The organism is Phaeobacter sp. JH20_34 (assembly GCF_048056095.1).
GTDB classification, from domain to species: Bacteria; Pseudomonadota; Alphaproteobacteria; order Rhodobacterales; family Rhodobacteraceae; genus Phaeobacter; species Phaeobacter bryozoorum.
This window is the reverse complement of the sequence record NZ_JAYMWT010000021.1, coordinates 309,548-333,111: the sequence shown is the minus strand read 5'-3', so window position 1 is coordinate 333,111 and position 23,564 is coordinate 309,548. Positions and strand designations below refer to the sequence as shown.

At 63.2% G+C, this 23,564-nt stretch carries 20 protein-coding genes; 16 read left to right on the top strand and 4 right to left on the bottom strand.

The window, feature by feature from the left end:
- The first annotated feature begins 204 nt into the window (after nucleotides 1-204).
- From VWZ81_RS16180 to VWZ81_RS16140, 9 genes are all read left to right on the top strand, one after another.
- Nucleotides 205-1,635 carry a Glu/Leu/Phe/Val family dehydrogenase gene (locus tag VWZ81_RS16180; protein WP_340544963.1) on the top strand — a complete coding sequence of 477 codons (1,431 nt, stop codon included), beginning with the start codon at nucleotides 205-207 and terminating at the stop codon, nucleotides 1,633-1,635.
- A gap of 528 nt (nucleotides 1,636-2,163) precedes the next feature.
- Nucleotides 2,164-3,417 (top strand): sarcosine oxidase subunit beta family protein, encoded by a 1,254-nt coding sequence (locus tag VWZ81_RS16175; RefSeq protein ID WP_416543087.1) that lies wholly within the window; start codon nucleotides 2,164-2,166, stop codon nucleotides 3,415-3,417.
- Nucleotides 3,418-3,498: 81 nt separating this feature from the next.
- Nucleotides 3,499-3,759 carry a sarcosine oxidase subunit delta gene (locus tag VWZ81_RS16170; protein ID WP_416534798.1) on the top strand — a complete coding sequence of 87 codons (261 nt, stop codon included), beginning with the start codon at nucleotides 3,499-3,501 and terminating at the stop codon, nucleotides 3,757-3,759.
- On the top strand, nucleotides 3,759-6,680 hold the full coding sequence (locus VWZ81_RS16165) for a sarcosine oxidase subunit alpha family protein (protein ID WP_416543086.1): 2,922 nt from the start codon (nucleotides 3,759-3,761) through the stop codon (nucleotides 6,678-6,680). The genes VWZ81_RS16170 and VWZ81_RS16165 overlap by 1 nt, the downstream gene beginning before the upstream one ends.
- A complete protein-coding gene (locus VWZ81_RS16160; RefSeq protein ID WP_416543085.1) occupies nucleotides 6,673-7,218 on the top strand; it encodes a sarcosine oxidase subunit gamma in 546 nt (181 codons plus the stop codon). Before VWZ81_RS16165 ends, VWZ81_RS16160 begins: the two co-directional genes overlap by 8 nt.
- A gap of 37 nt (nucleotides 7,219-7,255) precedes the next feature.
- Entirely contained in the window at nucleotides 7,256-7,594 is a 339-nt protein-coding gene (locus tag VWZ81_RS16155) for a hypothetical protein (protein ID WP_416543084.1), read from the top strand.
- Between the two features lies 1 nt (nucleotide 7,595).
- Complete coding sequence (gene dnaG, locus VWZ81_RS16150; RefSeq protein ID WP_416543083.1) at nucleotides 7,596-9,812, top strand: DNA primase; 2,217 nt, start codon at nucleotides 7,596-7,598, stop codon at nucleotides 9,810-9,812.
- Between the two features lie 131 nt (nucleotides 9,813-9,943).
- Nucleotides 9,944-11,932 (top strand): RNA polymerase sigma factor RpoD, encoded by a 1,989-nt coding sequence (gene rpoD, locus VWZ81_RS16145; protein ID WP_340544973.1) that lies wholly within the window; start codon nucleotides 9,944-9,946, stop codon nucleotides 11,930-11,932.
- 227 nt (nucleotides 11,933-12,159) lie between these two features.
- Nucleotides 12,160-12,459, top strand: coding sequence for a hypothetical protein (locus VWZ81_RS16140; RefSeq protein ID WP_416539316.1), 300 nt, complete (start codon nucleotides 12,160-12,162; stop codon nucleotides 12,457-12,459).
- Nucleotides 12,460-12,574: 115 nt separating this feature from the next.
- On the opposite strand, the gene VWZ81_RS16135 is transcribed toward VWZ81_RS16140, so the two are convergent.
- Complete coding sequence (locus VWZ81_RS16135; RefSeq protein ID WP_416534804.1) at nucleotides 12,575-13,249, bottom strand: SDR family oxidoreductase; 675 nt, start codon at nucleotides 13,247-13,249, stop codon at nucleotides 12,575-12,577.
- A 246-nt stretch (nucleotides 13,250-13,495) separates the two neighbouring features.
- Here VWZ81_RS16135 and VWZ81_RS16130 point away from each other — a divergent pair, with 246 nt between their 5' ends.
- From VWZ81_RS16130 to ribD, 5 genes are all read left to right on the top strand, one after another.
- Entirely contained in the window at nucleotides 13,496-13,906 is a 411-nt protein-coding gene (locus VWZ81_RS16130) for a hypothetical protein (protein WP_416543082.1), read from the top strand.
- A gap of 34 nt (nucleotides 13,907-13,940) precedes the next feature.
- Nucleotides 13,941-14,432, top strand: a complete 492-nt coding sequence (locus VWZ81_RS16125; protein ID WP_416543081.1) for a hypothetical protein — start codon at nucleotides 13,941-13,943, stop codon at nucleotides 14,430-14,432.
- 34 nt (nucleotides 14,433-14,466) lie between these two features.
- Nucleotides 14,467-14,883, top strand: coding sequence for a secondary thiamine-phosphate synthase enzyme YjbQ (locus VWZ81_RS16120; protein WP_416543080.1), 417 nt, complete (start codon nucleotides 14,467-14,469; stop codon nucleotides 14,881-14,883).
- Between the two features lie 120 nt (nucleotides 14,884-15,003).
- Nucleotides 15,004-15,471, top strand: a complete 468-nt coding sequence (gene nrdR / locus VWZ81_RS16115; RefSeq protein ID WP_340544979.1) for a transcriptional regulator NrdR — start codon at nucleotides 15,004-15,006, stop codon at nucleotides 15,469-15,471.
- Nucleotides 15,472-15,509: 38 nt separating this feature from the next.
- Entirely contained in the window at nucleotides 15,510-16,586 is a 1,077-nt protein-coding gene (gene ribD, locus VWZ81_RS16110; RefSeq protein ID WP_416543156.1) for a bifunctional diaminohydroxyphosphoribosylaminopyrimidine deaminase/5-amino-6-(5-phosphoribosylamino)uracil reductase RibD, read from the top strand.
- A 19-nt stretch (nucleotides 16,587-16,605) separates the two neighbouring features.
- Here ribD and VWZ81_RS16105 read toward each other — a convergent pair whose 3' ends face one another.
- The 3 genes from VWZ81_RS16105 to VWZ81_RS16095 form a co-directional block, all read right to left on the bottom strand.
- Nucleotides 16,606-18,636: a capsular polysaccharide biosynthesis protein gene (locus VWZ81_RS16105; RefSeq protein WP_416543079.1), complete on the bottom strand. Its 2,031-nt coding sequence runs from the start codon at nucleotides 18,634-18,636 to the stop codon at nucleotides 16,606-16,608.
- Between the two features lie 4 nt (nucleotides 18,637-18,640).
- Nucleotides 18,641-19,777 carry a polysaccharide biosynthesis/export family protein gene (locus VWZ81_RS16100; protein ID WP_340544981.1) on the bottom strand — a complete coding sequence of 379 codons (1,137 nt, stop codon included), beginning with the start codon at nucleotides 19,775-19,777 and terminating at the stop codon, nucleotides 18,641-18,643.
- Between the two features lie 96 nt (nucleotides 19,778-19,873).
- The gene (locus VWZ81_RS16095) at nucleotides 19,874-21,166 is read right to left on the bottom strand and encodes a capsule biosynthesis protein (RefSeq protein WP_416543078.1); all 1,293 of its coding nucleotides are present in this window, start codon (nucleotides 21,164-21,166) and stop codon (nucleotides 19,874-19,876) included.
- A 254-nt stretch (nucleotides 21,167-21,420) separates the two neighbouring features.
- Here VWZ81_RS16095 and VWZ81_RS16090 point away from each other — a divergent pair, with 254 nt between their 5' ends.
- Both VWZ81_RS16090 and ribB read left to right on the top strand, forming a co-directional pair.
- Complete coding sequence (locus VWZ81_RS16090; RefSeq protein ID WP_340544983.1) at nucleotides 21,421-22,014, top strand: riboflavin synthase; 594 nt, start codon at nucleotides 21,421-21,423, stop codon at nucleotides 22,012-22,014.
- 427 nt (nucleotides 22,015-22,441) lie between these two features.
- The gene (ribB, locus tag VWZ81_RS16085) at nucleotides 22,442-23,563 is read left to right on the top strand and encodes a 3,4-dihydroxy-2-butanone-4-phosphate synthase (RefSeq protein WP_340544984.1); all 1,122 of its coding nucleotides are present in this window, start codon (nucleotides 22,442-22,444) and stop codon (nucleotides 23,561-23,563) included.
- Nucleotide 23,564 lies beyond the last annotated feature (1 nt).

Sequence of the window (23,564 nt, the reverse complement as noted above, 5' to 3'; positions counted from 1 at the left end):
CGCCGGTTGTTCGGGGGCTGCGAACAAATCAACGGTGGCTGCGAGCAAGAGGCGACTCAGTCAAATGCCCACTGTTTTCAAATTGCCTAAAAATAAATCTTTTTGCATGGGAATGGTCAAAAAGGTCGCACCTTCTTAATCCAAGAGTCATAGTGTCCGAACACTATCTCACTGAGTCGACGCAGAAGCACGGAGTACAGCCTGATGAGCAGTGCAACAGAACCCAGTTTTCGCCAGAGTGTGGACCTGATGTTCAACAGGGCAGTTGCCCTGATGGACCTGCCACCAGGCCTGGAAGAGAAAATCAGGGTTTGCAACGCGACCTATACGGTGCGTTTTGGCGTTCGCCTGCGTGGAGGCATCCAGACCTTCACCGGCTATCGCTCGGTTCATTCCGAACATATGGAACCCGTCAAAGGCGGTATCCGCTATTCGATGGGAGTGAACCAGGATGAGGTTGAGGCGCTGGCGGCGCTGATGACCTATAAATGTGCGCTGGTCGAAGCGCCGTTTGGCGGCTCGAAGGGCGGGCTTTGCATTGATCCGCGCCAGTATGAAGAACATGAGCTTGAACTCATCACCCGCCGTTTTGCCTATGAGCTGGCCAAGCGCGACCTGATCAACCCGTCGCAGAACGTTCCGGCCCCTGATATGGGCACCGGCGAACGCGAGATGGCCTGGATCGCCGACCAATATGCGCGGATGAACACCACCGACATCAACGCCAAGGCCTGTGTTACCGGCAAGCCGCTGAATGCTGGCGGGATTGCCGGCCGTGTGGAGGCCACCGGCCGTGGCGTGCAATACGCTCTGCGCGAGTTTTTCCGCAACCCCGAGGACGTGGCTGCGGCCGGTCTCGAAGGGAAGCTGGACGGCAAGCGGGTCATTGTTCAGGGTCTGGGCAACGTGGGCTACCACGCGGCAAAGTTCCTGATGTCCGAAGACGGTGCCAAAATCACCGCAGTGATCGAACGCGATGGCGGTCTGGTCGATGAAAACGGTCTGGACATCGAAGCGGTGTCCCATTGGATTGCCAACCATGGCGGCGTCACCGGTTACCCGGATGCCCGCTACGTCGAAAACGGCGCGGTTCTGCTGGAGGAGGCCTGTGACATCCTGATTCCGGCGGCGCTGGAAGGGGTGATCAACCTCTCCAACGCGGCAAACGTGAAAGCGAACCTGATCATCGAGGCGGCCAACGGTCCAATCACTGCGGGCGCTGACGAGATCCTGCGCAAGAAGGGCGTGGTGATCATTCCCGACATGTATGCCAACGCGGGTGGTGTGACGGTTTCCTACTTCGAGTGGGTGAAGAACCTCAGCCATATCCGTTTTGGCCGGATGCAGCGCCGCCAGGAAGAGGCACGCCATCAGCTGGTCGTGGATGAGCTGGAAGCGCTGTCGGAAAGCCTGGGCAAGACCTGGACGCTGGATCCGAAGTTCAAGGAACGCTACCTGCGGGGCGCCGATGAGCTGGAGCTGGTGCGGTCGGGGCTCGATGACACTATGCGCACGGCTTATCAGTCCATGCGCGAGGTCTGGCATGGCCGCGACGATGTCACCGATCTGCGCACCGCCGCTTATCTGGTGTCCATCGACAAGGTCGCCAAGAGCTACCGCGCCAAGGGGCTTTGATCGTCACGCGAAGGACCCGAACCGGATCGGGTCCCCGCAAACACACCGGGCGCTGACGCGGTTTTGCACCCGACCTACAGGAAACCTCGCCAACTTGGCGGGGTTTCTTGCGTTTTGGATGTCCGCTGCGACGCGTTGGAATGCCGCCGATGCCCTTAGGAAACCCCGATAAAGCAGTAGCGCTGCGATCAAGGCGGCCCGCTGGCCAGGCCCGAGGCGCGATCCGGCAACGCTGGCTTCTTTGCTCTGGACACATGTGTATTGAATGTGCTGCTGATAGCGGGCGGTGTCGTTTGCAAGGGCGGATCAGGGCAGGTGCAGCACCGGTCGGCACGGGTGTCCCGGCCAGGGCTGGAACCGGGAACAGGGCGCGGGCCAATCGGTGCATCAGGGCTGGTATCGGGATGCGGAACGCGCCAGACTGTCGCCCATGAGGGCGCGGCGGCTGGCATGAGATCACCGCGGGTGCAGGTGGCCTGGCCTGCGGACGACCGGGGGATCAACCGGGATACAAAGGGGGGAGCGGGGATGCGATTTTCTGGCTGGCGTGTGCTGCGCGAAGGGCTGACAGGCAACCGGGGCTGGCAGGCCCATTGGCGCGACCCGGATCCCAAACCCGAATATGATGCGGTGATCATCGGCGGCGGTGGTCACGGGCTGGCCACGGCCTATTACCTGGCCAAGGACCATGGGATGCGCAATATCGCCGTGCTGGAGCGCGGTTATATCGGCGGTGGCAATGTCGGACGGAACACCACCATCGTGCGGGCGAATTACTATCTGCCCGGCAATTCGGAGTTCTATTCCCATTCGTTGAAGCTCTGGGAGGGGCTGGAGCAGGATCTGAACTACAATGCGATGATGTCGCAGCGGGGGATCCTGAACGTGTTCCACAATGACGCGCAGGGCGACAGCGCGGTGCGGCGGGCGAATGCGATCATCAATCAGGGCGATGATGCCGAGATCCTGTCCCGTGACCAGCTGCGCCAAATGGTGCCGCTGCTGAACTATGACAATAACCGGTTTCCCATCCAGGGGGCGCTGTTGCAGCGGCGGGCGGGCACGGCGCGCCATGATGCGGTCGCCTGGGGCTTTGCGCGGGGGGCGGATCAGCGCGGTGTCGATATCCTGCAGAATTGCGAGGTCACCGGCATTCGGACCGAGGGCGGCAAGGTCATCGGGGTGGAAACCCCCCGTGGTCTGATCCGCGCGGGCAAGGTTGCGATGGCCGCCGCCGGGCGCTCCAGCCAGGTGGCGGCCATGGCGGGGCTGACCCTGCCGATCGAGAGCCATGTGCTCCAGGCCTTTGTCTCCGAAGGGCTGAAGCCGATTATCGACCACGTCATCACCTTTGCGGAGGGGCATCTCTATATCAGCCAGTCCGACAAGGGGGGGCTGGTGTTTGGCAGCTATCTCGACCTCTATGCCTCTTATGCGGCGCGGGGCAATCTGCCGATGGTGGAACACACGATGGAGGCCTGCATGGCGATGCTGCCGGCCATCGGCAAGGCGCGGCTGCTGCGCAGCTGGGGCGGCATCATGGATATGACGCCGGACGGATCGCCGATCATTGATCGCACGCCGATTGAGGGTCTCTATCTCAATGCGGGCTGGTGTTATGGCGGCTTCAAGGCAACCCCTGCCTCGGGGCAGTGTTATGCGCATCTGATCGCCACGGATCGCCCGCATCAGGCGGCGGCAGCGTTCCGGCTGGACCGGTTTGAGACCGGTCGAGGCCTGATGGATGAGGAGGCGACCGGTGCGCAGCATAACCTGCATTGACCGTCGCGTGGTCCGCGCCGGCGTCGTGGCTGGCGTGACGGCGTATTTGAGTATTTCTGGAAAGGTGAAAGGGCGCCCGTCATGAGGATTACCTGTCCGCTCTGCGGTGAGCGTGATCGTCGCGAGTTCTATTATCGCGGGGCGGTGCTGGAGGCGCCGGAGGAGGGCGCGCCCCTCGAGGTCTGGCATGCTCATGTCCATCTGCGGCTCAACCCGGCAGGCCCGCTGGAGGAATGGTGGTATCATCAGCACGGCTGTGGCAGCTGGATCAGGGTGCGGCGCGACACCTCAAATCACGAGATGCTCGCCGCCGCGCCTGCGGCAACCGGGGAGGCGGGCTGATGCGGGTTGCAGGTTGGGGCGGCATGGCAGAGCCGCGCGAGGTCGATTTCAGTTTCAATGGGCGTGTGTTGCGGGGGCATGAAGGTGAGCCGCTGGCGGCGGCGCTGTTGGCCAATGACATTCACCTTGTCGGGCGCTCGTTCAAATATCATCGGCCACGCGGCATTCTGACCGCGGGCAGCGAGGAGCCCAATGCGCTGGTTACCCGGGGCGAGGGGGCGGCGCAGGAACCCAATCTGCGCGCCACCACCCTGCCGGTTTACCAGGGGTTGGCGGCGCGGAGCCAGAACTGCTGGCCCTCGGTGGGCTTTGATGTGATGGCCGTCAATGATCTGGCGGCCCCGTTTCTGGGGGCGGGGTTCTACTACAAGACCTTCATGTGGCCTGCGGTCTTCTGGGAGAAGATCTACGAGCCGGTCATTCGTCGTGCAGCAGGGCTGGGGGCGTTGTCCGGGGCGCCGGATGACGGGACCTACGAAAAGGCATTTGGGTTCTGTGATCTTCTGGTCATCGGCGCGGGACCTGCGGGTCTGATGGCGGCGCTGACGGCGGCGCGGGGTGGTGCGGATGTGATCCTTTGTGACGAAGATAGCGCGCCCGGTGGTCGCCTGCTGAGCGAGCGCGAGACCATCGCAGGGCAGCCGACACGGGACTGGGTGGCGGCTGTGGTTGCGGAGCTGGACAGTCTGGACAATGTGCGGCGCATGGCCTCGACCACGGTGACCGGGGTCTATGATCAGGGCACCTATGGTGCGCTTGAAACCACAGCTGCCGGGTCCGGCAAGGCTGCGCGCAGCTGTTTCTGGCGGCTGGTGGCAAAACGCGCGATCCTGGCATCCGGCGCGCTGGAGCGGCCGGTGGCCTTTGCCAATAACGACCGACCCGGCATCATGATGGCAGGTGCGGTGCGAAGCTACCTCAATCGGTGGGGGGTGGCGCCCGGAGAGCGGGTGACGGTGTTTGCCAACAATGACGATGCTCATCGGACGGCACGGGATCTGGCGGCGGCGGGTGTTCATGTCGCGGCGGTCATCGACAGCCGCCATGACGCACCACAGAGCGATGAGTTCCGGGTGATCCGGGGCGCTCAGGTCTGCAATGCCTCAGGCCGTCAGCGACTGGAAAGCCTGACGCTGCGCTCTGTTGCGGGGGAGGAAAAGCTGCAGACCGACTGTCTGGCCATGTCCGGTGGCTGGAATCCGACGCTGCATCTGACCTGTCACCTGAACGGGCGGCCGCGCTGGCGGCGCGATCTGGCCTGTTTTGTGCCGCAGGAGGGCGCGGTGCCGGGGCTGGCGGTTGCCGGGGCCTGTGGCGGAGCTTTCTCCACTGCGGCGGCCTTGCGGGATGGGGCGGAAGCGGGCGCACGCGCGCTGGAGGCGCTGGGCAGGCGCGCTGTGCCCGTGGAGCTGCCGGAGGCCGAGGATGCGCCCTGCCGGGTGACGCCGCTTTGGTCGGTGCCGGGGCGCGGGCGGGCCTGGGTGGATTTCCAGAACGATGTGACGGTCAAGGACATCTGTCAGGCGGGGCGCGAGAATTTCCGCTCGGTCGAGCATATGAAGCGGTACACCACGCAAGGCATGGCCACCGATCAGGGCAAGAGCTCCAATGTGGTGGCTCTGGCGGTGCTGGCCGAGGCCACGGGCCGCAGCATTCCCGAGACCGGCACCACCACCTTTCGCCCGCCATATGTGCCGGTGCCGATCGGGGTGATGGGGGCAGGCGCGCAGGATCACGGCTTTGCGCCGCGTCGGATGCTGACATCCAATGCGCTGGCCGAGGATATGGGCGCGCATATGATGGAGGTGGGGCTGTGGTATCGCGCCAGCTATTTTCCAAAACAGGGTGAAACTAGCTGGCGGCAATCCTGCGATCGCGAGGTCGGGTATGTGCGCAATGCGGTTGGGGTGGCGGATGTCTCCACCCTTGGCAAGATCGACATTCAGGGGCCGGATGCCGCGCGGTTGCTGGACTATGTCTATGCCAATGGGTTTGCCACGCTGCAACCCGGTCGGGTGCGCTATGGGCTGATGCTGCGCGAAGACGGGTTTGTCATGGATGACGGCACCACCGCCTGTCTGGCGCCAGACCACTATGTGATGACCACCACGACCGCAGCGGCCGGGCAGGTGATGGCGCATCTGGAATTCGTGAGCCAGGCGCTGCACCCGGAGTGGGACGTGCGGATCCATTCTGTGACCGAGCAGTGGGCGCAGTTTTCCATCGCAGGCCCGAAGGCGCGGAGGCTGTTGCAGGATCTCCTCGGCGCGGCATTTGTTAGCGAGGACTGGCCGTTCATGGCCTGTGGCGCAGTTGCGCTGGGAGAGGTCACGGCCCGGCTGTTCCGCATCTCTTTCTCGGGCGAGGAGGCCTATGAGCTGGCGGTTCCTGCGCGCTATGGCGAGAGCCTGTTTGGCGAATTGCTGCGCCGGGCCGAGGCGCTTGGCGGTGGGGCCTATGGGCTGGAGGCATTGAATGTGCTGCGCATTGAAAAAGGGTTTCTGACCCATGCCGAGATCAACGGCACCGCGACGCTGCATGATCTGGGGTTCGGTGGGATGCTCCGCTCCGGCAAACTCTGTGTCGGTCGCGCGATGGCCCTGCGCGAGGGGTTGGTCGACAAGGCGCGGATGCGGCTGGTCGGGATCAGACCGACCGGCGCGGTGCAGCAGCTGACCGCCGGGGCGCATCTGTTTGACCCGGAGGATCCGGTCGACCGGCCACATGATCAGGGTTATGTCACCTCGGTCTGCTATTCGCCGACCTTGGGGCATATGATTGGTCTGGCGCTGATAAAGGCCGGTCCAGACCGGATTGGCGATCCGATCCGCATGGTGGATCACACGGCAGGGCTGGACGTGCTCTGCGAGATTGTCGAGCCGGTGCTCTTTGATCCAGAGGGGGAGCGTGCGCGTGGTTAAGCTGATTGCAAAATCGCCTTGTGCGGGGCTGCTGCCTGTGCAGGTGGGGGATCTGTCGCTGAGGGAGGCGACGCTGGAGGAGATGACCACCCTCGCGCCCTATGCCGGTCAAGACGCCGCGCTCTCCGAAGTGCTGTCGGCCGCGCATGGGCTGCGCTGGCCGATGCCGAACCGAAGCAACAGCAAGGCCGGGGCGCGGATTATCTGGTTTGGCCGTGAGCTGGCGCTGCTGTCCGGCGTGCGGCCGGATCCTGCGCTGGCAGATCATGCCGCGCTGACCGATCAGAGCGATGGCTGGGCCGTGGTGCTACTGGAAGGTGCGCAGGGTGACGCGGTGCTGGCACGGCTCTGCCCGGTGGATTTGCGGCCCGCCGTGTTCAAACGCGGCCATACCATCCGATGTGAGCTGAAGCACATGGCGGCCTCGGTCACCCGGCTCGGGCCAAAGAGCCTGCAGATCATGGTGTTCCGCTCCATGGCGGAGACACTTGTGGATGATCTGAAAACAGCGATGGAAGCTGTTGCGGCACGGGGGTAATCTCGGGGATCACCAACTGATTCCGGGAGCCAAGTGTATGATCCGTCTTGCCCTTGTCGCAGCTTTGCTGGCCGCGCCAGCCTATGCTGCTGAAAAAAAAGAAGAAAGCTGCAGGTATCAAGGGCAGGTCATGGCGGCCGTGCAGCAGGCGCGGCTGGACCGTGTGAAACAGGCTGATGTTGCCCAGACGATTCTGGACAGTGATCCCGCCTGGCCCGAGCAGTACAGCAAAGCCATTCCGCAGCTGACCGCGCATATCTACAGTCTGCGCAAGCGCGATCTGCGCGACAATGACTTCGGCGCACTGCTGGAGCAGCAATGTCTGGCGAATTGGGATCAGATCCAGAAGATGCAGAAGCAGTTGCAGAGCAACTGAGATGTCGCTTCCCCCCGGTTTCCTTGATGAATTGCGCACTCGCGTCAGCCTCTCTCAGGTTGTCGGGCGCAAGGTCATGTGGGATCAGCGAAAATCGAATCAGGGCAAGGGCGACATGTGGGCGCCATGCCCCTTCCACCATGAAAAATCCGCCAGTTTCCATGTCGATGACCGCAAGGGGTTCTATTACTGCTTTGGCTGTCATGCCAAAGGGGATGCGCTGAAATTCGTGCAGGAGACCGAGAACGTCGGCTTCATGGAGGCGGTGCAGATCTTGGCGCAGGAGGCGGGGATGGAAATGCCCGCCCGCGACCCTAAGGCCCAGCAGAAGCAGGACCACCGGGCCCAGTTGGCCGAGGTGATGGAACAGGCGGTGCGGTTTTTCCGCCTTCAGCTCAATACGCGGTCGGGTGAGGCTGCGCGCAGCTATCTTGCGCGGCGTGGGCTGACGGGTCAGGCCCTGGAACGCTGGGAGATCGGTTTTGCCCCTGACGGCTGGCAGAACCTATGGGACGCGCTGCGCGGCAAGGGTGTGCCGGAAGAGCTGATCATGGGTGCGGGGCTGGCCAAACCCTCGAACAAAGGTGGCAAGCCCTATGACACCTTTCGCAACCGGATCATGTTTCCAATCCGCGATGCGCGCGGGCGGGCGATCGCCTTTGGCGGCCGAGCCATGGATCCGCGCGACAATGCGAAATATCTGAACTCGCCGGAGACCGCGCTGTTTGACAAGGGGCGCAGCCTTTACAATCACGGGCCTGCGCGCACCGCGTCGGGGAAATCCGGCCAGCTGCTGGTCGCCGAAGGCTACATGGATGTGATCGCCCTTGCCGAGGGCGGATTTGAGGCGGCGGTGGCGCCTCTGGGCACTGCGATCACCGAAAACCAGCTCCAGATGCTGTGGCGCATTGCGGATGAGCCGATCATCGCGCTGGACGGCGATACCGCTGGTCTGCGCGCGGCGATGCGGCTGATTGATCTGGCATTGCCCTTGCTCGAGGCGGGGAAATCCCTGCGGTTTGCGCTGATGCCCGAGGGCAAGGACCCCGATGACCTGATCCGAGCCGAAGGGCCGGAGGCGGTGCAGAGGGTGCTTGATCAGGCGATGCCGATGGTGCGGCTGCTGTGGCAGCGCGAAACGGAAGGCAAGGTTTTCGACAGCCCCGAGCGCAAGGCCGCGCTGGACAAGGCGCTGCGCGACAAGATCCGGCTGATCCGCGATCCCTCGATCCGCCGCCACTATGGCGAGGATCTGCAGGATCTGCGCTGGCAGCTGTTTCGCGGCGGGCGCCCGCGCGAAGCGACAGCGGCACCGGGGCTGGACGCCGGGTTCGACGCGCTGCCGGATCCGGGGTTTGATACCGGTTTTGATCCGGGGCCAAGCTTTGATCCGGGCTTTGGAGCTGCGGGCGATCCCGACTTTGGCGGCGATTATGATGACGGCTACGATCCGGGCTACGACAGTGGATTTGATCCCGGTTATGAGGCGCCGCCGCCGCCCGTCACCCCGGCTCAGGCGGGCAATCAGGGCAATTACAGCGCTGGAAAATTCCGCAAGGCTGGTGGTTTCCGCGATGGTGCCCGGATGCCCTGGCGCGGCAAGAACGCCCCACCACAGCCGCTGGAGACGACCCGTAATTCGCTGCTTGCTGGCGGCAGCGAGGAAGCGCTGGTGCGCGTCCGTGAGGCAGTGATTCTGGCGACGGTGATCACCACACCGGCGGTGATTGCAAAATATGAGGTCAATCTGGAACGTATGGCCTGTGTCGGCTCGGATCACGCGCTGCTGCGCGATCTGGTGCTGCGTCATGGTGTCGATGCGCCTGAACGGCTGAAAGAGGAAATTGCACAGGCTGCCGGCAGCCATGCCCTTGAAAACCTCTTTGCGCTTCGCCATGTGGCAATCAGCCCCTGTCTGCGTCGTCCCGGCGATGTGGAAATCGCCAGCCTGACCCTGGCGGAGGAATTTGCCAAGCTGGAGGCAAGCCGGGGCCTGGATGCAGAGCTGGCCGAGGCGGAAGAGGATCTGGACGGGCTGGCTGATGAGGCTGTGACATGGCGGCTGGGACAGGCTGCCGAAGCGCGCAACAAAGCCGTGCGCAGTGAGAACGAAGACCGAGCGCAATATGATGTGGGGGAGAACGGAGCGCGTCTGAACCGTGAGGAACGCGACGCTTTCGGAGCCCTTTTGGAACGAATTGGCTACTCCAAGAAGTGACCGCTGCGCCGCAGTCAGGTCGTTTTGCTAAGGAAGAGCGAAAGAAAAACGGGTAAACCGGGTGACGAATCAGCGGATCGCGATAATGATTCGCGAAACCGAATCGCCCCAGCCCCGACGAGGAGCATTGAATGGCCGCCAAAGATACCGACGACCGCAAACCTGACGATCAGGAGCCCGAAATCTCTCTCGACATGAGCCAGGCTCAGGTCAAGAAGATGATCGCCGAAGCGCGCGAGAAGGGTTACATCACCTATGATCAGCTCAATCAGGTCCTGCCGCCGGATCAGGTAAGCTCGGAGCAGATCGAGGACGTGATGTCGATGCTCTCCGAAATGGGCATCAACATCATCGAAGATGAGGAAGCCGAAGAGGAAGAGCAGAAGGGCTCGACCGATCTGGTGACCACCGACAGCAACCGCGAAGTGGCGGTGGCTGGCGCGGCAGCTGAGAAGCTGGACCGCACCGACGACCCTGTGCGCATGTATCTGCGCGAAATGGGATCGGTCGAACTGCTGAGCCGCGAAGGCGAGATCGCCATCGCCAAGCGGATCGAAGCTGGCCGCAACACGATGATCGCCGGTCTCTGCGAGAGCCCGCTGACCTTTCAGGCGATCACCATCTGGCATGACGAACTTCTGTCCGAAGACATTCTGCTGCGCGATGTGATCGACCTTGAGGCGACGTTCGGCAACCAGCTGGACGAAGACGGTGAGGTTGGCGAGCCGGTGGTGGATACCTCTGTCGTTGCCGCGAGCAAACCTGTGGCGAAAGACACCGGTCCAGAGCTCGACGCTGACGGCAACCCGATTGCATCGGACGACGACGAGGACGAGGACGATCAGGCCAACATGTCCCTTGCCGCGATGGAAGCGGCGCTGAAGGACAAGGTGCTGACCACGCTGGAACAGATCTCCTCCGACTATGCACAGCTGAGCGAAATGCAGGACAGCCGGATTTCGGCCACCCTGAACGAAGATGGCTCTTTCAGCGCGCAGGATGAGCAGATCTATCAGTCTCTGCGGTCTGAAATTGTTCTGCTGGTCAACGAGTTGCACCTGCACAACAACCGGATCGAAGCGCTGATCGACCAGCTTTATGGCATCAACCGCCGTGTCATGCAGATCGACAGCTCGATGGTGAAACTGGCGGATCAGGCCCGTATCAACCGTCGCGAGTTCGTGGATGCCTACCGTGGCCGCGAGCTGGATCCGAACTGGCTGGCCGATATGGCGGAGAAGCCGGGACGGGGCTGGCAGATGTTTGTCGAACGTTCCACCGACAAGGTCGAAGAGCTGCGCGCCGATATGGCGCAGGTCGGTCAGTATGTCGGTCTCGACATCTCTGAATTCCGCCGCATCGTGCAGCAGGTCCAGAAGGGCGAGAAAGAAGCCCGTCAGGCGAAGAAGGAAATGGTTGAGGCCAACCTGCGTCTGGTGATCTCGATCGCCAAGAAATACACCAACCGCGGCCTGCAGTTCCTTGACCTCATTCAGGAAGGCAACATCGGCCTGATGAAGGCGGTGGATAAATTCGAATACCGCCGGGGTTACAAGTTCTCGACCTATGCGACCTGGTGGATTCGTCAGGCGATCACCCGCTCCATCGCGGATCAGGCCCGGACCATTCGTATTCCGGTCCATATGATCGAGACGATCAACAAGCTGGTCCGCACCGGCCGCCAGATGCTGCATGAAATCGGCCGCGAGCCGACGCCGGAAGAACTGGCCGAAAAGCTCCAGATGCCGCTGGAAAAGGTCCGCAAGGTGATGAAAATCGCCAAGGAGCCGATCTCTCTCGAAACCCCGATCGGGGACGAGGAAGACAGCCAGCTGGGCGATTTCATCGAGGACAAGAATGCCGTGCTGCCGCTCGACAGCGCCATTCAGGAAAACCTCAAGGAAACCACCACCCGCGTGCTGGCTTCGCTCACCCCGCGTGAGGAGCGGGTTCTGCGGATGCGTTTTGGCATCGGCATGAACACCGACCACACGCTGGAAGAGGTGGGCCAGCAGTTCAGCGTGACCCGCGAGCGGATCCGCCAGATCGAGGCCAAGGCGCTGCGCAAGCTCAAGCACCCGAGCCGGTCTCGCAAACTGCGCAGCTTCCTCGACCAGTAATGCGGCAGTTGATGTCCGAACAGAACAGGCGCCCCGGTGGGGCGCCTTTTTGCTGTGTGCCTTGCAGCAGGGGGCGGTTCGGCATGGATTTTGCGGGTCCAGCCCGTCGCAGACCGGCCCGCCTGTCTGGGTGGCGTTGTTAACCATTCCTAACAGTCAGCAATTGTTTTTGGGCCGCGAATACCTAAGTTACCAATATGTTAACTTTGCGAGATCGGAGGGGTCCAATGGCGCATCATTCGAATTTGAACGAGGCACTTAATGTGCTGGACGACAAGCTCCGCTCGCTCAGCGCGCTGACCAAGGCGAATGCCTTTCTTGTCGAAATCATGCGCAAAGATCGCGCCCTGCTTGAACAGATGGAAGCCCCTGCTGCCCGGGCGATGTTGATGGACCGCGCCTGCCAGTGCTTTGGTGAGGGCGCAGGAGATGCCGCAGATCCAGATGTTCTGGAGGTGCTGGCGACCGCCCTAACCGAAGGGCAAACAGCTGAAATCATTCCGTTTCCCACCGACCGACGTCATTGAGCGGGCCATAGGCACCGCCGCGTCACCGCGCCTGAGGTGACACATCCGGAAGGGGTGACCCTTCCGGATGTTTTTATGGGCGTTACTTCCCGGCAGTGCTGCGGCGCGTGCGGCCTCAGCCGGTCGGCATCAGGAAGACCTCCCGCACGGCATTGCGCGGGTCGGCCTCCAGCGCAAAGACAACGGCATCGGCCACGTCTTCGGGCTGGAGCTTGTCGGGCTTGGCTTCGTCGAAGAACGCGGTGTCCACCATCCCCGGCGCAACCACGGTACAGCGCCCGCCCCAGTCCTTCATCTCTTCGGCCAGATTGCCGCCATAGCCATGGACGAACCATTTTGAGGCGCCATAGATGGAGCCGGGGATATGCACCCGCCCTGCCGCCGAACCGGTCAGCACGATGTGTCCTTTCTGCGGTTTCAGATGCGGGATAGCGGCTTTTGCCGTGTAGAGCAGGGCCATGATGTTGATATGAACCATGTCATGCCATTCCGAGGGGTCGCCGTTTTCCGTCCCGGGAGTGTTGAGACCGGTCCCGGCATTGGCAAAGGCTGCGTCGATCTGGCCGAAACTGTCGCGCAGATGCTGTAGGGCGGCGACCTGATCCTCGAATTTGGTGGCATCTCCCGGCAAGGCCAGGGCGCCGTCGCCCAGTTCCTCGGCGAGGCTGTTGAGCTTGTCTTCGGACCGGGCGAACAGGCCGACGTTCCAGCCTGCCTTGTGGGCCGCACGCGCGGTTGCTGCGCCGATGCCGCTGGATGCGCCGGTGATGAACAGGGTTTTCTGAGCCATGGGAGGATCCTCTGTCTTGTGGTTGTTTGACCGCTCAACGCGGAGAGTGCCCGATTGGTTGCGCAGGTGATGGGCCTGTTTCGGCAGCGTTGAATGTGAACAGTTGTGACTGGCCGTGGTCGGCGGTATCTGGAATCCTGCCGGTGGCCCTCTATCTCTAACCTGTGGGCTTCGCGCAGATCGCAGGTCAGCTTGCGCGCGCATCCTCAGAGCCGCGGGCTGAACTACTCATCAAGGATAGGCATCATGCGACTATTTTCTGTGACTATTGCGGCGGCGCTTGCGCTGTCAGCCTGCGCCGAAGCAACCCCGACAGGCCATGTGACCGTCGATCAGGCGCGTGTCTTTGCTCTTCCTGACGGCAGTTTCGAAGTGGTCCCGCCGCAGGGCGCAGTGCGCTCGGCATTCTGGTGTGGCGCGGCGGACTACGCGCGCCGCGCGCTTGGTGCCGACTGGGGGCAGAGCATCTATGTCGCGCGCGGTATCGGCGAGGGCGTCGCCGTGAACCGTAAATCCACCGTGCATTTCAGCCTGAGCCCGGTTGCAAGTGATCGTCCCGACAGTTGGCTGAAACGGACAAATGCCTATCGCGTTGGTGACCGGCTCAGCGTTCAGGAGGCCGATCACCAGTGCACCACCGCCTTTGTTCGCTTCTGACCAGCGCCCTCATTCGCAATCGGCGAGGTTCATCATGACCGGCTTTCTCAGTTTCAAATCCCGCAGAGCGCGTCAGATCTCCAAGGGCCGTCGGGCTGGACCACGCCGGACGGCACTCGCCGTTTTGGGTGTTGGGCTTGGCCTTCTGGTGCTGGCGGTGCCGGCATCCGCCTTTCGTGCGATCAACCGGCTGGAGGTCGTGCCCGCGGGGGCGAGTCAGTTTGAGGTGATCGGACGGGACGGGGCGCTGAAATCCGACTACTGGTGTGCCGCCGGAGATTATGTGCACAAATCGCTCGGACTGCCCTGGCAGACAAAGATCTACGCCGTCGACGGCATCGGGGCCAGCAGCACCACCGGTGCACGCTCCGCCGTGCGGTTCACCTTGGATCCGGCCGCCGCCGGGGTGACGCCATTCACCGGCAACTGGACCGGTGATATCCTGACGCCCGGCTATGCGTTTCGTGCCAATGCGGCCTATGGCAAATGCGAAGACTGGATTTTCCCCTTTCGCAGCCGTAACTGATAGCCGGGCAGAAGTTTGGGCATCGAGGTGATCCATGCAGGCAGAGTTCACCGTCTCCACCCGCGGGCAGGGGCTGTATGAAATCACCGATCAGATTGTGGACTGGGTATCGCGCGCACACTGCGACGCCGGGCTGCTGACGCTTTTTGTGCAGCACACCTCCTGTTCGCTGCTGATCCAGGAAAACGCCGATCGGGAGGTGCAGGGCGATCTCCTCGCTTATCTGTCGCGTCTGGTGCCGCCCGCGTCCGATCCGTCGATGGCCTATCTGCGCCACACCTATGAGGGGCCAGACGATATGCCTGCCCATATCAAGGCGGCGATCCTGCCTGTCAGCCTGTCGATCCCGGTGACCGCCGGGCGGCCTGCCTTGGGCACCTGGCAGGGCATCTACCTGTTCGAGCATCGCGACGCAGCACACAGCCGCAGGGTGATCGCGCATTTGGTTTAAGCCCCGGCATCTTGTGGTCTTAATTCACCTCTACCCAAACCCTAGAGGCTGCCATATAGTTGTGGATAAGGGCGCAGCGGCGTCCGGTTGACCGGCGGACTGGAACAGGGGGGACAGCTGATGCGCTGCCCGTTTTGCGGAAATATCGACACCCAAGTAAAGGACTCGCGCCCTGCTGAGGATCACGTTTCGATCCGGCGGCGCCGGTTCTGCCCGGCCTGTGGTGGCCGCTTCACCACCTATGAGCGGGTGCAGTTGCGTGACCTCGTGGTGATCAAGACCAATGGCAAACGTGAAGATTTCGACCGCGACAAGCTGGAGCGCTCGATCCGCATTTCCATGCAGAAACGCCCGATTGAACCGGAACGCATAGATCAGATGATCTCGGGCATCGTGCGGCGCTTGGAGAGCATGGGTGAGACCGATATCCCGTCCAAGAAGATCGGTGAAATCGTGATGGAGGCGCTGGCCCGTATAGATACCGTGGCCTACGTCCGCTTTGCCAGTGTTTACAAGAACTTTCAGGCGGCGGATGATTTTGAGGATTTCGTTCACGAGCTGCGCCCGCCGGAGGCGCCGGAAGAGTGAACGCCTCCGGACGGATGCGGGCTGGGGATACGCGCTATATGTCGCTGGCCCTGTCGCTGGGACGACGGGGGCAGGGGCAATGCTGGCCGAACCCGGCTGTCGGCTGTGTGATCGTGCGCAAAGGCCGCATTGTCGGCCGGGGCTGGACCCAGCCGGGGGGCCGCCCTCATGCGGAGACCGAGGCATTGCGCCAGGCCGGTGCACTGGCGCGCGGCGCTACCGCCTATGTCTCGCTGGAACCCTGTTCTCATACCGGTAAGACACCTCCCTGTGCTCAGGCCCTGATCGACGCTGGCGTGGCGCGGGTGGTGGCAGCCATGGAAGATAGTGATCCACGGGTTTCAGGCCACGGGTTTGCGATGCTGCGCGATGCCGGTATCGAGGTCACCACCGGGGTGTGCTCGGACGTGGCGGCGCGGGATCATGCCGGGTTTTTTCTGAAGACGGAACAAGGCCGCCCCTTTGTGACGCTGAAGCTTGCGAGCAGCTTTGATGGCCGTATTGCCACCGCTGCGGGCGAGAGCAAATGGATCACCGGACCCGAGGCCCGCCGTGCCGTCCACGCGATGCGGGCACGCCATGATGCGGTGATGGTGGGTGGTGGGACTGCTCGTGCGGATGACCCGTCACTGACCGTGCGGGATCTTGGGGTGAGCCGTCAGCCCGTGCGGGTGGTGATTTCGCGACATCTCGACCTGCCGCTGATGGGGCAGCTGGCACGCAGTGCACGCAATATCCCGGTCTGGATCTGCCATGGGACCGGCGCCGATGCTGAGCGCCTGCGCGCCTGGGAAGGGCTGGGCGCGCGGTTGCTGCCCTGCGCCGCAGAGGGTCAGCAGCTGGATGCGGCTGATGTCTTGCAGCAGCTGGGGCAGGCGGGTCTGACACGCGTCTTCTGCGAAGGCGGCAGCGCGCTTGCAGCCTCGCTTCTGGCGCAGGATCTGGTGGATGAGCTGATTGGCTTCACTGCCGGGCTGGCCATCGGGGGTGATGGTCTGTCCTCAATTGGCAGCATGGGCCTAAAGGGTTTGGCCGATGCGCCGCGCTTTGATCTGATCGACATGCGTCCCGTTGGGGCAGATATCCAGCACCGTTGGGCCCGTTCACTGGGCTAGGTCGCCTAATGGCAGCAGCCTAGCGCCAGAGATGCGCATAGGTGGAGAATAGCCCCTGAAGCTTTGCCAGGGTCCGGGTGGCGGTGCCCGGGGCAGGAATATCGCCCTTCGCCAGCCGCTCCACCACCAGTTCGACCTGACAGGGCAGGCCGCTGACCGGATCCACATAGCGCGGATAATCAATCAGCGCGGCATGGACCAACCCCATCAGGGAGGGGCGGGCCTGCCGTCGGGCAACGGGCACCGCGCCCAGATCCCGGGTCAGCCCCCAGCCCGCATAGAACGGTGCGCCAACCGTGGTCACCTTGACCCCACGCAGCAGCGCTTCAAAGCCCAGAAGCGAGGTCATCGTCCAGACCTCATGCACCATGTCAAGAAGCGCCATCGGGTCACTGTCGGGCACGACCACATCCGCCAGCCCCTCGGCGGCGATGCTGCCGTCGCGCAGCCCGGCCTCCACATCCGGGTGCGGCTTGTAGATCAGCACGGCGTCCGGGTTGGCCGCACGGGCCGCCCGCAGCAGGTCGGCATTGGTTGCGATTTTCTCACATCCCAGACGGACCGAGGCATCATCTGCCACCTGTCCGACCACGAGAATGCGGTGCCCCTCGGGCAGGTTCGGGACCGTTCCGCCGAGGTTGTATTTCGACAGGCTGTCCTGCACCAGCCGCCGGGTCAGGTTCTCGGCGCGCTGTTGCTGCTGGGCGGTCAGGGTCGCGCGGGCGGCGATCAGGTCTTCCAGGTCGCTGGGCTGATGCGGATCGTAGTAGATACCCTGCCGGTCGACGACCAGCGACAGTGGCGGCACCAGCGCCGCCCCCAGCCCGCGGGACCGCAGAAACCCGTCCTCGACACGATGGGCGCCCGGAGATTGCCCGGTGCCGGTGCGCCCGGCCCAGATCATCCAGTTGCGCCCGCTGGCGCGCGCGACCTTGGGGCTGTCGCTAAACCGCAGACGTCGGTAGCGGCCAAAGAACTGTTGCAGCGGCCGTCGTTTCCACAGCCGCATTCCTGAGGCGATCCAGCCTGCGCGATCCTGCTGCCAAGCGCGGGCTTCGGCCTCCAGCGCGTCGATCACCTCCTCCAGCTCGCAGAGCCGGTCGTGATAGGGGCTGTACCAGGTCGGATAGAGGATCATCGCCGCCGCAAACAGCTGCGCGCGGGTTAGGCGGCGCTGGCGCCGGGTGATCGGGAATTCGTCCTCGCTGAGGCCCCAGCCTGCGTAGAAGGGCTGGCCAAAAACGCGGGGTTTGTGACCGCAGAGGATGGCCTCGAACCCCATCTGCGAAGACACGGTATAAACGGCGATGGCGCCCTCCAGCAGCGCCCAGGGCGAGACCGGCGCATCAAGGATCTCGACCCGTCTCTGCGCGTCTGCGGCGGTATAGTAACCGGGGCGATGGCCTGCGCGGTCCTCCGGATGGGATTTGATGATGATGCGGGCGCCGGGATGTTCGTCCTGCGCATAGTAAAGCATCTCCTGAAAGCGCGCGTGATCGGTTCCTTCATGAGGGGTGGATGCGCGGACGGAGGCGTCGCCGCGGGCCTGATCAATCACCAGAACATAACCCGGTTCCGGCACCGGCGCGTTTGGCGAATAGGCGTTGTATTTGCTCAGATGGGCGTCCTGTAGCCGGGCAATCGCGCGCCGGGCGCGGCGCATCAGCGCGCTGTCATCCAGCGGGTGCGTGGCCAGCAGCTGCTCCAGATCCGAGGGGGTGGCGGGATCGAAATGCAACCCTGACCGGTCGAGCAGCAAGCCCAGCGGCGGCTCTCCCTCACGGCCGGGATGGATCGAGCGCAGAAACGCGTCTTCGACCCGCAGCAGGCCACAGCCCTGTGCCGCCGCCACGGCCAGACCACGATGAGCGGTATCGGCATTGCCCCAGACCGCGACAAGATCCTCTGCCGTCGGCTTGCCCAGCCGCAGGTCATAGCCCGCCAGTGACAGGATGCGCCGCAGCCGCCGCTGGCGCAGGAAACCGGCGTTGAAATAGTAAAGCCGGGAGCGAATGCCCCCGGCCCTTGTCGTCGGGTCTGTTCCCGTCATGTCATCAGCCGCCGCTGGCCAAACTTTCGACGCTGGCGATCGGCGCCAGCGGGCTGGCCAGAAGCGAGATGGTCTTGGTCCACTGGGCGTAGGGAGCCTCGGTCACATAGAGCGTGTCGGCATCGCGGATCACGAAGTCACGCGCCACGAACAACCCGTTGGGCTTGGTCAGGTTCAGCACGTAAACCAGCCGCTGCGCCCCGATCAGATCGTTGCGCCCGAGCACCTGATTGGCGATTTCCGCAGGCTCATTGCGCAAGACGAAGACGCCTGTCGGATCTGACGCGGTGGAGACCAGACCGCCGACCTGGGCGATGGCCTCAAGTGCGGACAGGTTCTGGCTTTCAAACGGGACACGCGCCTGCGCGCTGGTTGCGCCCAAAGCAGTAAAGGAGCGACTGTCCTCTTCCACCAGGATCTTGTCACCGCCGCGCAGGGCGATGTCCAGCTCGGGGTGTTTGAACAGATCCTGGAACCAGATGGTGCCGCGCTCCGCACCACGAATAACGGTGATCTGGGCGTTTTCCGGCTCAATCGCGACGCCGCCGGCGCGGGCCAGCATGGTGGCCAGCGTCCGTGTCGGACGTTCGATCGCGTAAACCCCCTGTCCTCCGACAGCCCCGGTCAGGCTGACAGTGGCGCCATCGCCTGCGAGGCGGCGGACCTGAACCTGCGGGTCGGGGGTCTGATCTTCGAGTTTCTTGGTGATGGTGCGGCGCAGCTGATCCGGCGTATTGCCTGAGGCGCGCAGCCGACCGGCATAGGGCACGAAGATAAAGCCGGCGCTGTCGACCTGCACCTCTTCCAGCACCGTGGCATTGGTGGCCTCTGCCGCCAAGAGCCCGTCATCGACGTTTTCCCAGACGGTGAGGCCCAGAACGTCACCGGGGCGGATCACGTCGGAGGTCAGCTGACCGGCGCTGCGGAAGCTTTCGGAAAAGCCAAGCGCCGGGACAACGGCGGTGGCGCGGGTCACGCGATCATTGACCGATACAATGAAGGCATCGCCTTCTTTTTGCACGGAACCGGCATAGATCTGACGCTTGTTCGGGCCGACCTGGGGCAGGCCACAGGATGCTGCCAGCGTGACTGCGGCCAGAATCGCAACCGGGCGCGCCCATTGCAAGGGAACGGTTTTCACTGCTCGGTCTCCTCGACCTATTATTGTTCTGCCTCAAGTTTTAAGGCCAAGCTAGCGCAGTGTTTTGGAAAAATCCAGCCTTGGAGGTCTGGCTCGTCAGTTCACCACACGCAACTGTTGCCGCGGTGCCGCTGTCCCCTGGATCAGCGCCTGATAGGGGTCCTCCGGCGCCAGCATCATATCCACCACCTGCCGCAGCAGCTGGCGGCGGCCCTTGCGGGAATAGAAGCCACCGGGGAGCTGCGAGGTTTCCAGAAGATAGCGGCGATAATCCTTGTAGGCGCGATTGTCCGGTCGTGCGGGCGCGGCAAAGAACTCCGGCAGGGGTTGGGTGGAGACAAATTCGGGCTTGTCGTAGACCGCCCTGCCAAAGACCTTCAGCGGGATGCCGCGCCAGAGTACCTGCTGGCCGGCCGTTGAATTCACCGTGACCGCCGTGCGGGCCTCGTTCAGGAGGGCGGCGAGCTTGCCGCCACGCACGTAGTGGACGCGGTGTTCCAGCCCGTAGTGTTTTGCCAGCTGGCGCACCGCGCGCCGGATCGGAACACGGCCATCTTCCAGCGGATGCGCCTTGACCACCAGATGGTGATGGCGCGGCGCGCCCTCGGCAAAGCCCTGGAACACCTCGGTCAGGAAATCCGTGAGGCTGGCAAAGGGGGAATGCTCCTGAAAGGCGCTGTCATGTTCCAGTTGCAGCAGGGCCAGATGATAGGGAAAGCCGCCGTTGCGGATGCGCCGGGTCGCCAATCGGCGTTCCAGGGCCTGAATTGGCATCAGCAGCAGGCGGCGCAGATAGAGCTGAAATTCGCGGGTGACCGGCAGCGCCCGATGCGGGCGGAACTGGCGGTACCCCTGATTGAGCAGCATGACACAGCCGTGGTAAAGCGCGCCGTAGAAGACATGTTGCCGGGTATCGCCCCAATGTGAAGGGGGCAGCGGCGCCTCCATATCGGAGAGCGCAAGCGCTGCGGTCATTTGCTCCACGGGCATGTCCATCAGCCGCGAGTTGCCGTTGGAGCCGTCCCGCTCATAGGTGACCCAATAGGGGCGCAGATAGCCTTCCTCAAAGACATGTACCCGGATGCCGCGGCCCCGCGCGATGCTCACCGCCTTAGCGTGGATCGGGCGGGTATCGCCGTAGAGCACCAGATCGGTGATCTTCTTGTCGTCCAGCATCGTGTCCAGATGGGCGGGCCAATCCTGTGGGGCGCCGCGATAGGGCAGGTAGCTGGCCCGGTCGCGCCAGAACGCCTGATCGCCGGCGTTGAACCCCACCCGCCACACGTCTGAGCCCGCAGCCTGCAACATCTCTGCCAGGCTGGCAAAGAACGGGCCATGAGGCCCTTGCAGAAACAAAAAGCAGCGTTGTGGATGGTCGGTCTTGTGCATAATGGGCCGAATATATCCCGATTGTACAAACAATGGCTTAACCCCTAATCGGATTTAACCATCTTTCCGCGCAAGGGTAGGCTGGCGCGGCTGGGCGAGGCAAGCCCAGTGGCGGCCTGTTCTGCGCCACAGGGGGCCGGGCGCGCCTATCCGGCAACAGCGGGGCTTGCCGCGCGGCGGTCCAATGGCTACCAGAGAGGCGCCGGCCGACCAAGACGGCCATAACCGCATATGCAACCTGCAGGAGCCCGCCCATGTTCACAGGCATCGTCACCGATATCGGCATCATCACCGAGCTGGAGCAGCAGGGCGACCTGCGCGCGCGGATCAAGACCGGCTATGACACTGCAACCATCGACATCGGGGCCTCGATCGCCTCTGACGGTGTCTGCCTGACGGTGATCGCACTGGGGGAGGATTGGTATGATGTGCAGATCTCTGCCGAGACCGTGTCCAAGACCAATATCGGCGGCAACGGCTGGACCCTGGGCAAGCGCGTCAATCTGGAACGCGCGCTGAAGGTCGGTGATGAGCTGGGCGGCCATATCGTGTCGGGGCATGTCGATGGCGTGGCCGAGGTGGTGGATCTCCGCGATGAAGGGGACAGCACCCGCGTGACTCTGCGCGCGCCACAGGAGCTGGCGCGCTTTATCGCGCCAAAGGGATCGGTGGCGCTGAATGGCACCTCGCTGACTGTGAATGATGTCGACGGATGTGATTTCGGCATCAACTTCATCCCGCACACCAAGGAAGTGACGACCTGGGGGGATGTCGCGATTGGCGATGCGGTGAATCTTGAGATCGACACGCTGGCCCGTTACGTGGCCCGGCTGAACGAGCAGGGCTGAGCCTCTTTCACGCGCGCCCCCGTGCAATCTGGGGCTGTCTGCCTGGGGCGTCGCAAAAGGCTCCCGCCCCCGTTCCCCGGCATCGCGGATGCCGTCTCAGGCGTTGGGCGTGGCGCGCCGCAGGGGCGGCGCGCGTCAGCGATCTCCCGCGACGAGGGGAGCTGATCTTGCGGCGCGGTTTGACCTTTGCCGTGGCTGCGTCGTGCCTGTGCAAGGGGCCATCTGCCGCCGCAACCGCTGACCCTGAAACAGCCTCTGACAGGGGAACGCGCCACCGCGACGCCGCGTCCGGAACATGGGCTGCCGCAAGCGGGGCTGGTATTTACGCTGCGGCTGGTCTATCCCGCTGGGGTATCCACGGCCTTGCTCGGGGTTGTGGAGGTCGCACTGACCATTGTCCACGACTGCCCACCGAAAGGTTGCCTGAATGAGCTTTGAAACACCGGGGCCGATTGAAGCCCAGTTGCGTGACGCAATCAGCCCTATTGAAGAGATCATCGAAGAGGCCCGTCAGGGGCGGATGTTCATCCTGGTCGATCACGAGGACCGCGAAAATGAGGGCGATCTGGTGATTGCCGCCGAATTTGCGGATGCTGCGGCGATCAACTTTATGGCGACTCACGGACGCGGTCTGATCTGTCTTCCGATGACGGCGGAGCGGGTCGATGCGCTGGGGCTGCCGATGATGGCGGTGAACAATTCTTCGCGCCATGAAACAGCTTTTACCGTGTCGATCGAAGCCCGCGAAGGTGTCTCGACCGGGATTTCCGCTGCCGATCGTGCGCTGACCGTGGCGGCGGCCATTGACGAGAGCAACACGATGGCCGCGCTGGCGACACCGGGGCATGTGTTTCCGCTGCGGGCCAAACGCGGCGGTGTGCTGGTGCGCGCAGGCCATACCGAGGCGGCGGTTGATATCTCTCGTCTGGCTGGTCTGAACCCCTCGGGCGTGATCTGCGAGATCATGAATGAGGATGGCACCATGTCGCGGCTGCCGGAGCTGGTCGATTTTGCCCGGACGCACGGGCTTAAAATCGGCACCATCAGTGATCTGATTGCCTACCGCGCGCGCAACGACAATCTGGTGGTGGAGACCTCGCGCAAGACCGTCACGTCTGAAATCGGTGGCGATTGGGAACTGCGCCTGTTTACCGACCAGACCCACGGCATTGAACATGTGGTGATGACCAAGGGCGATATCACCACCCCTGAACCGGTCCTGACCCGCACCCATGCGCTGCATGAGGCAACGGATCTTCTGGGACTTGGTCCCAAATCGGGCCGGCAGCTGCCGCGCGCGATGGAACTGATCGCGGCCGAGGGGCGCGGCGTCGTCTGCCTGTTCCGCGAGCCGCGCAATTCGCTCTATGCGCAGGACGACGAAGGCCCGCGCACCATCAAGCAGACCGGGCTGGGCGCGCAGATCCTGTCCAAAATGGGTCTGCATGAGCTGGTATTGCTGACGGATTCGCCCTCGACCACCTATGTTGGACTAGACGCCTACGGCCTGAGCATCGTTGGCACCAAACCTCTTCTGAAGGACGCTTGAT

Excerpts from the sequence above, each read along its gene's own strand:
- VWZ81_RS16180 (WP_340544963.1), top strand. The coding sequence starts at position 205 with ATGAGCAGTGCAACAGAACCCAGTTTTCGCCAGAGTGTGGACCTGATG.
- VWZ81_RS16175 (WP_416543087.1), top strand. The coding sequence starts at position 2,164 with ATGCGATTTTCTGGCTGGCGTGTGCTGCGCGAAGGGCTGACAGGCAAC.
- VWZ81_RS16170 (WP_416534798.1), top strand. The coding sequence starts at position 3,499 with ATGAGGATTACCTGTCCGCTCTGCGGTGAGCGTGATCGTCGCGAGTTC.
- VWZ81_RS16165 (WP_416543086.1), top strand. The coding sequence starts at position 3,759 with ATGCGGGTTGCAGGTTGGGGCGGCATGGCAGAGCCGCGCGAGGTCGAT.
- VWZ81_RS16155 (WP_416543084.1), top strand. The coding sequence starts at position 7,256 with ATGATCCGTCTTGCCCTTGTCGCAGCTTTGCTGGCCGCGCCAGCCTAT.
- dnaG (WP_416543083.1), top strand. The coding sequence starts at position 7,596 with ATGTCGCTTCCCCCCGGTTTCCTTGATGAATTGCGCACTCGCGTCAGC.
- rpoD (WP_340544973.1), top strand. The coding sequence starts at position 9,944 with ATGGCCGCCAAAGATACCGACGACCGCAAACCTGACGATCAGGAGCCC.
- VWZ81_RS16140 (WP_416539316.1), top strand. The coding sequence starts at position 12,160 with ATGGCGCATCATTCGAATTTGAACGAGGCACTTAATGTGCTGGACGAC.
- VWZ81_RS16135 (WP_416534804.1), bottom strand. The coding sequence starts at position 13,249 with ATGGCTCAGAAAACCCTGTTCATCACCGGCGCATCCAGCGGCATCGGC.
- VWZ81_RS16130 (WP_416543082.1), top strand. The coding sequence starts at position 13,496 with ATGCGACTATTTTCTGTGACTATTGCGGCGGCGCTTGCGCTGTCAGCC.
- VWZ81_RS16125 (WP_416543081.1), top strand. The coding sequence starts at position 13,941 with ATGACCGGCTTTCTCAGTTTCAAATCCCGCAGAGCGCGTCAGATCTCC.
- VWZ81_RS16120 (WP_416543080.1), top strand. The coding sequence starts at position 14,467 with ATGCAGGCAGAGTTCACCGTCTCCACCCGCGGGCAGGGGCTGTATGAA.
- nrdR (WP_340544979.1), top strand. The coding sequence starts at position 15,004 with ATGCGCTGCCCGTTTTGCGGAAATATCGACACCCAAGTAAAGGACTCG.
- ribD (WP_416543156.1), top strand. The coding sequence starts at position 15,510 with ATGTCGCTGGCCCTGTCGCTGGGACGACGGGGGCAGGGGCAATGCTGG.
- VWZ81_RS16105 (WP_416543079.1), bottom strand. The coding sequence starts at position 18,636 with ATGACGGGAACAGACCCGACGACAAGGGCCGGGGGCATTCGCTCCCGG.
- VWZ81_RS16095 (WP_416543078.1), bottom strand. The coding sequence starts at position 21,166 with ATGCACAAGACCGACCATCCACAACGCTGCTTTTTGTTTCTGCAAGGG.
- VWZ81_RS16090 (WP_340544983.1), top strand. The coding sequence starts at position 21,421 with ATGTTCACAGGCATCGTCACCGATATCGGCATCATCACCGAGCTGGAG.
- ribB (WP_340544984.1), top strand. The coding sequence starts at position 22,442 with ATGAGCTTTGAAACACCGGGGCCGATTGAAGCCCAGTTGCGTGACGCA.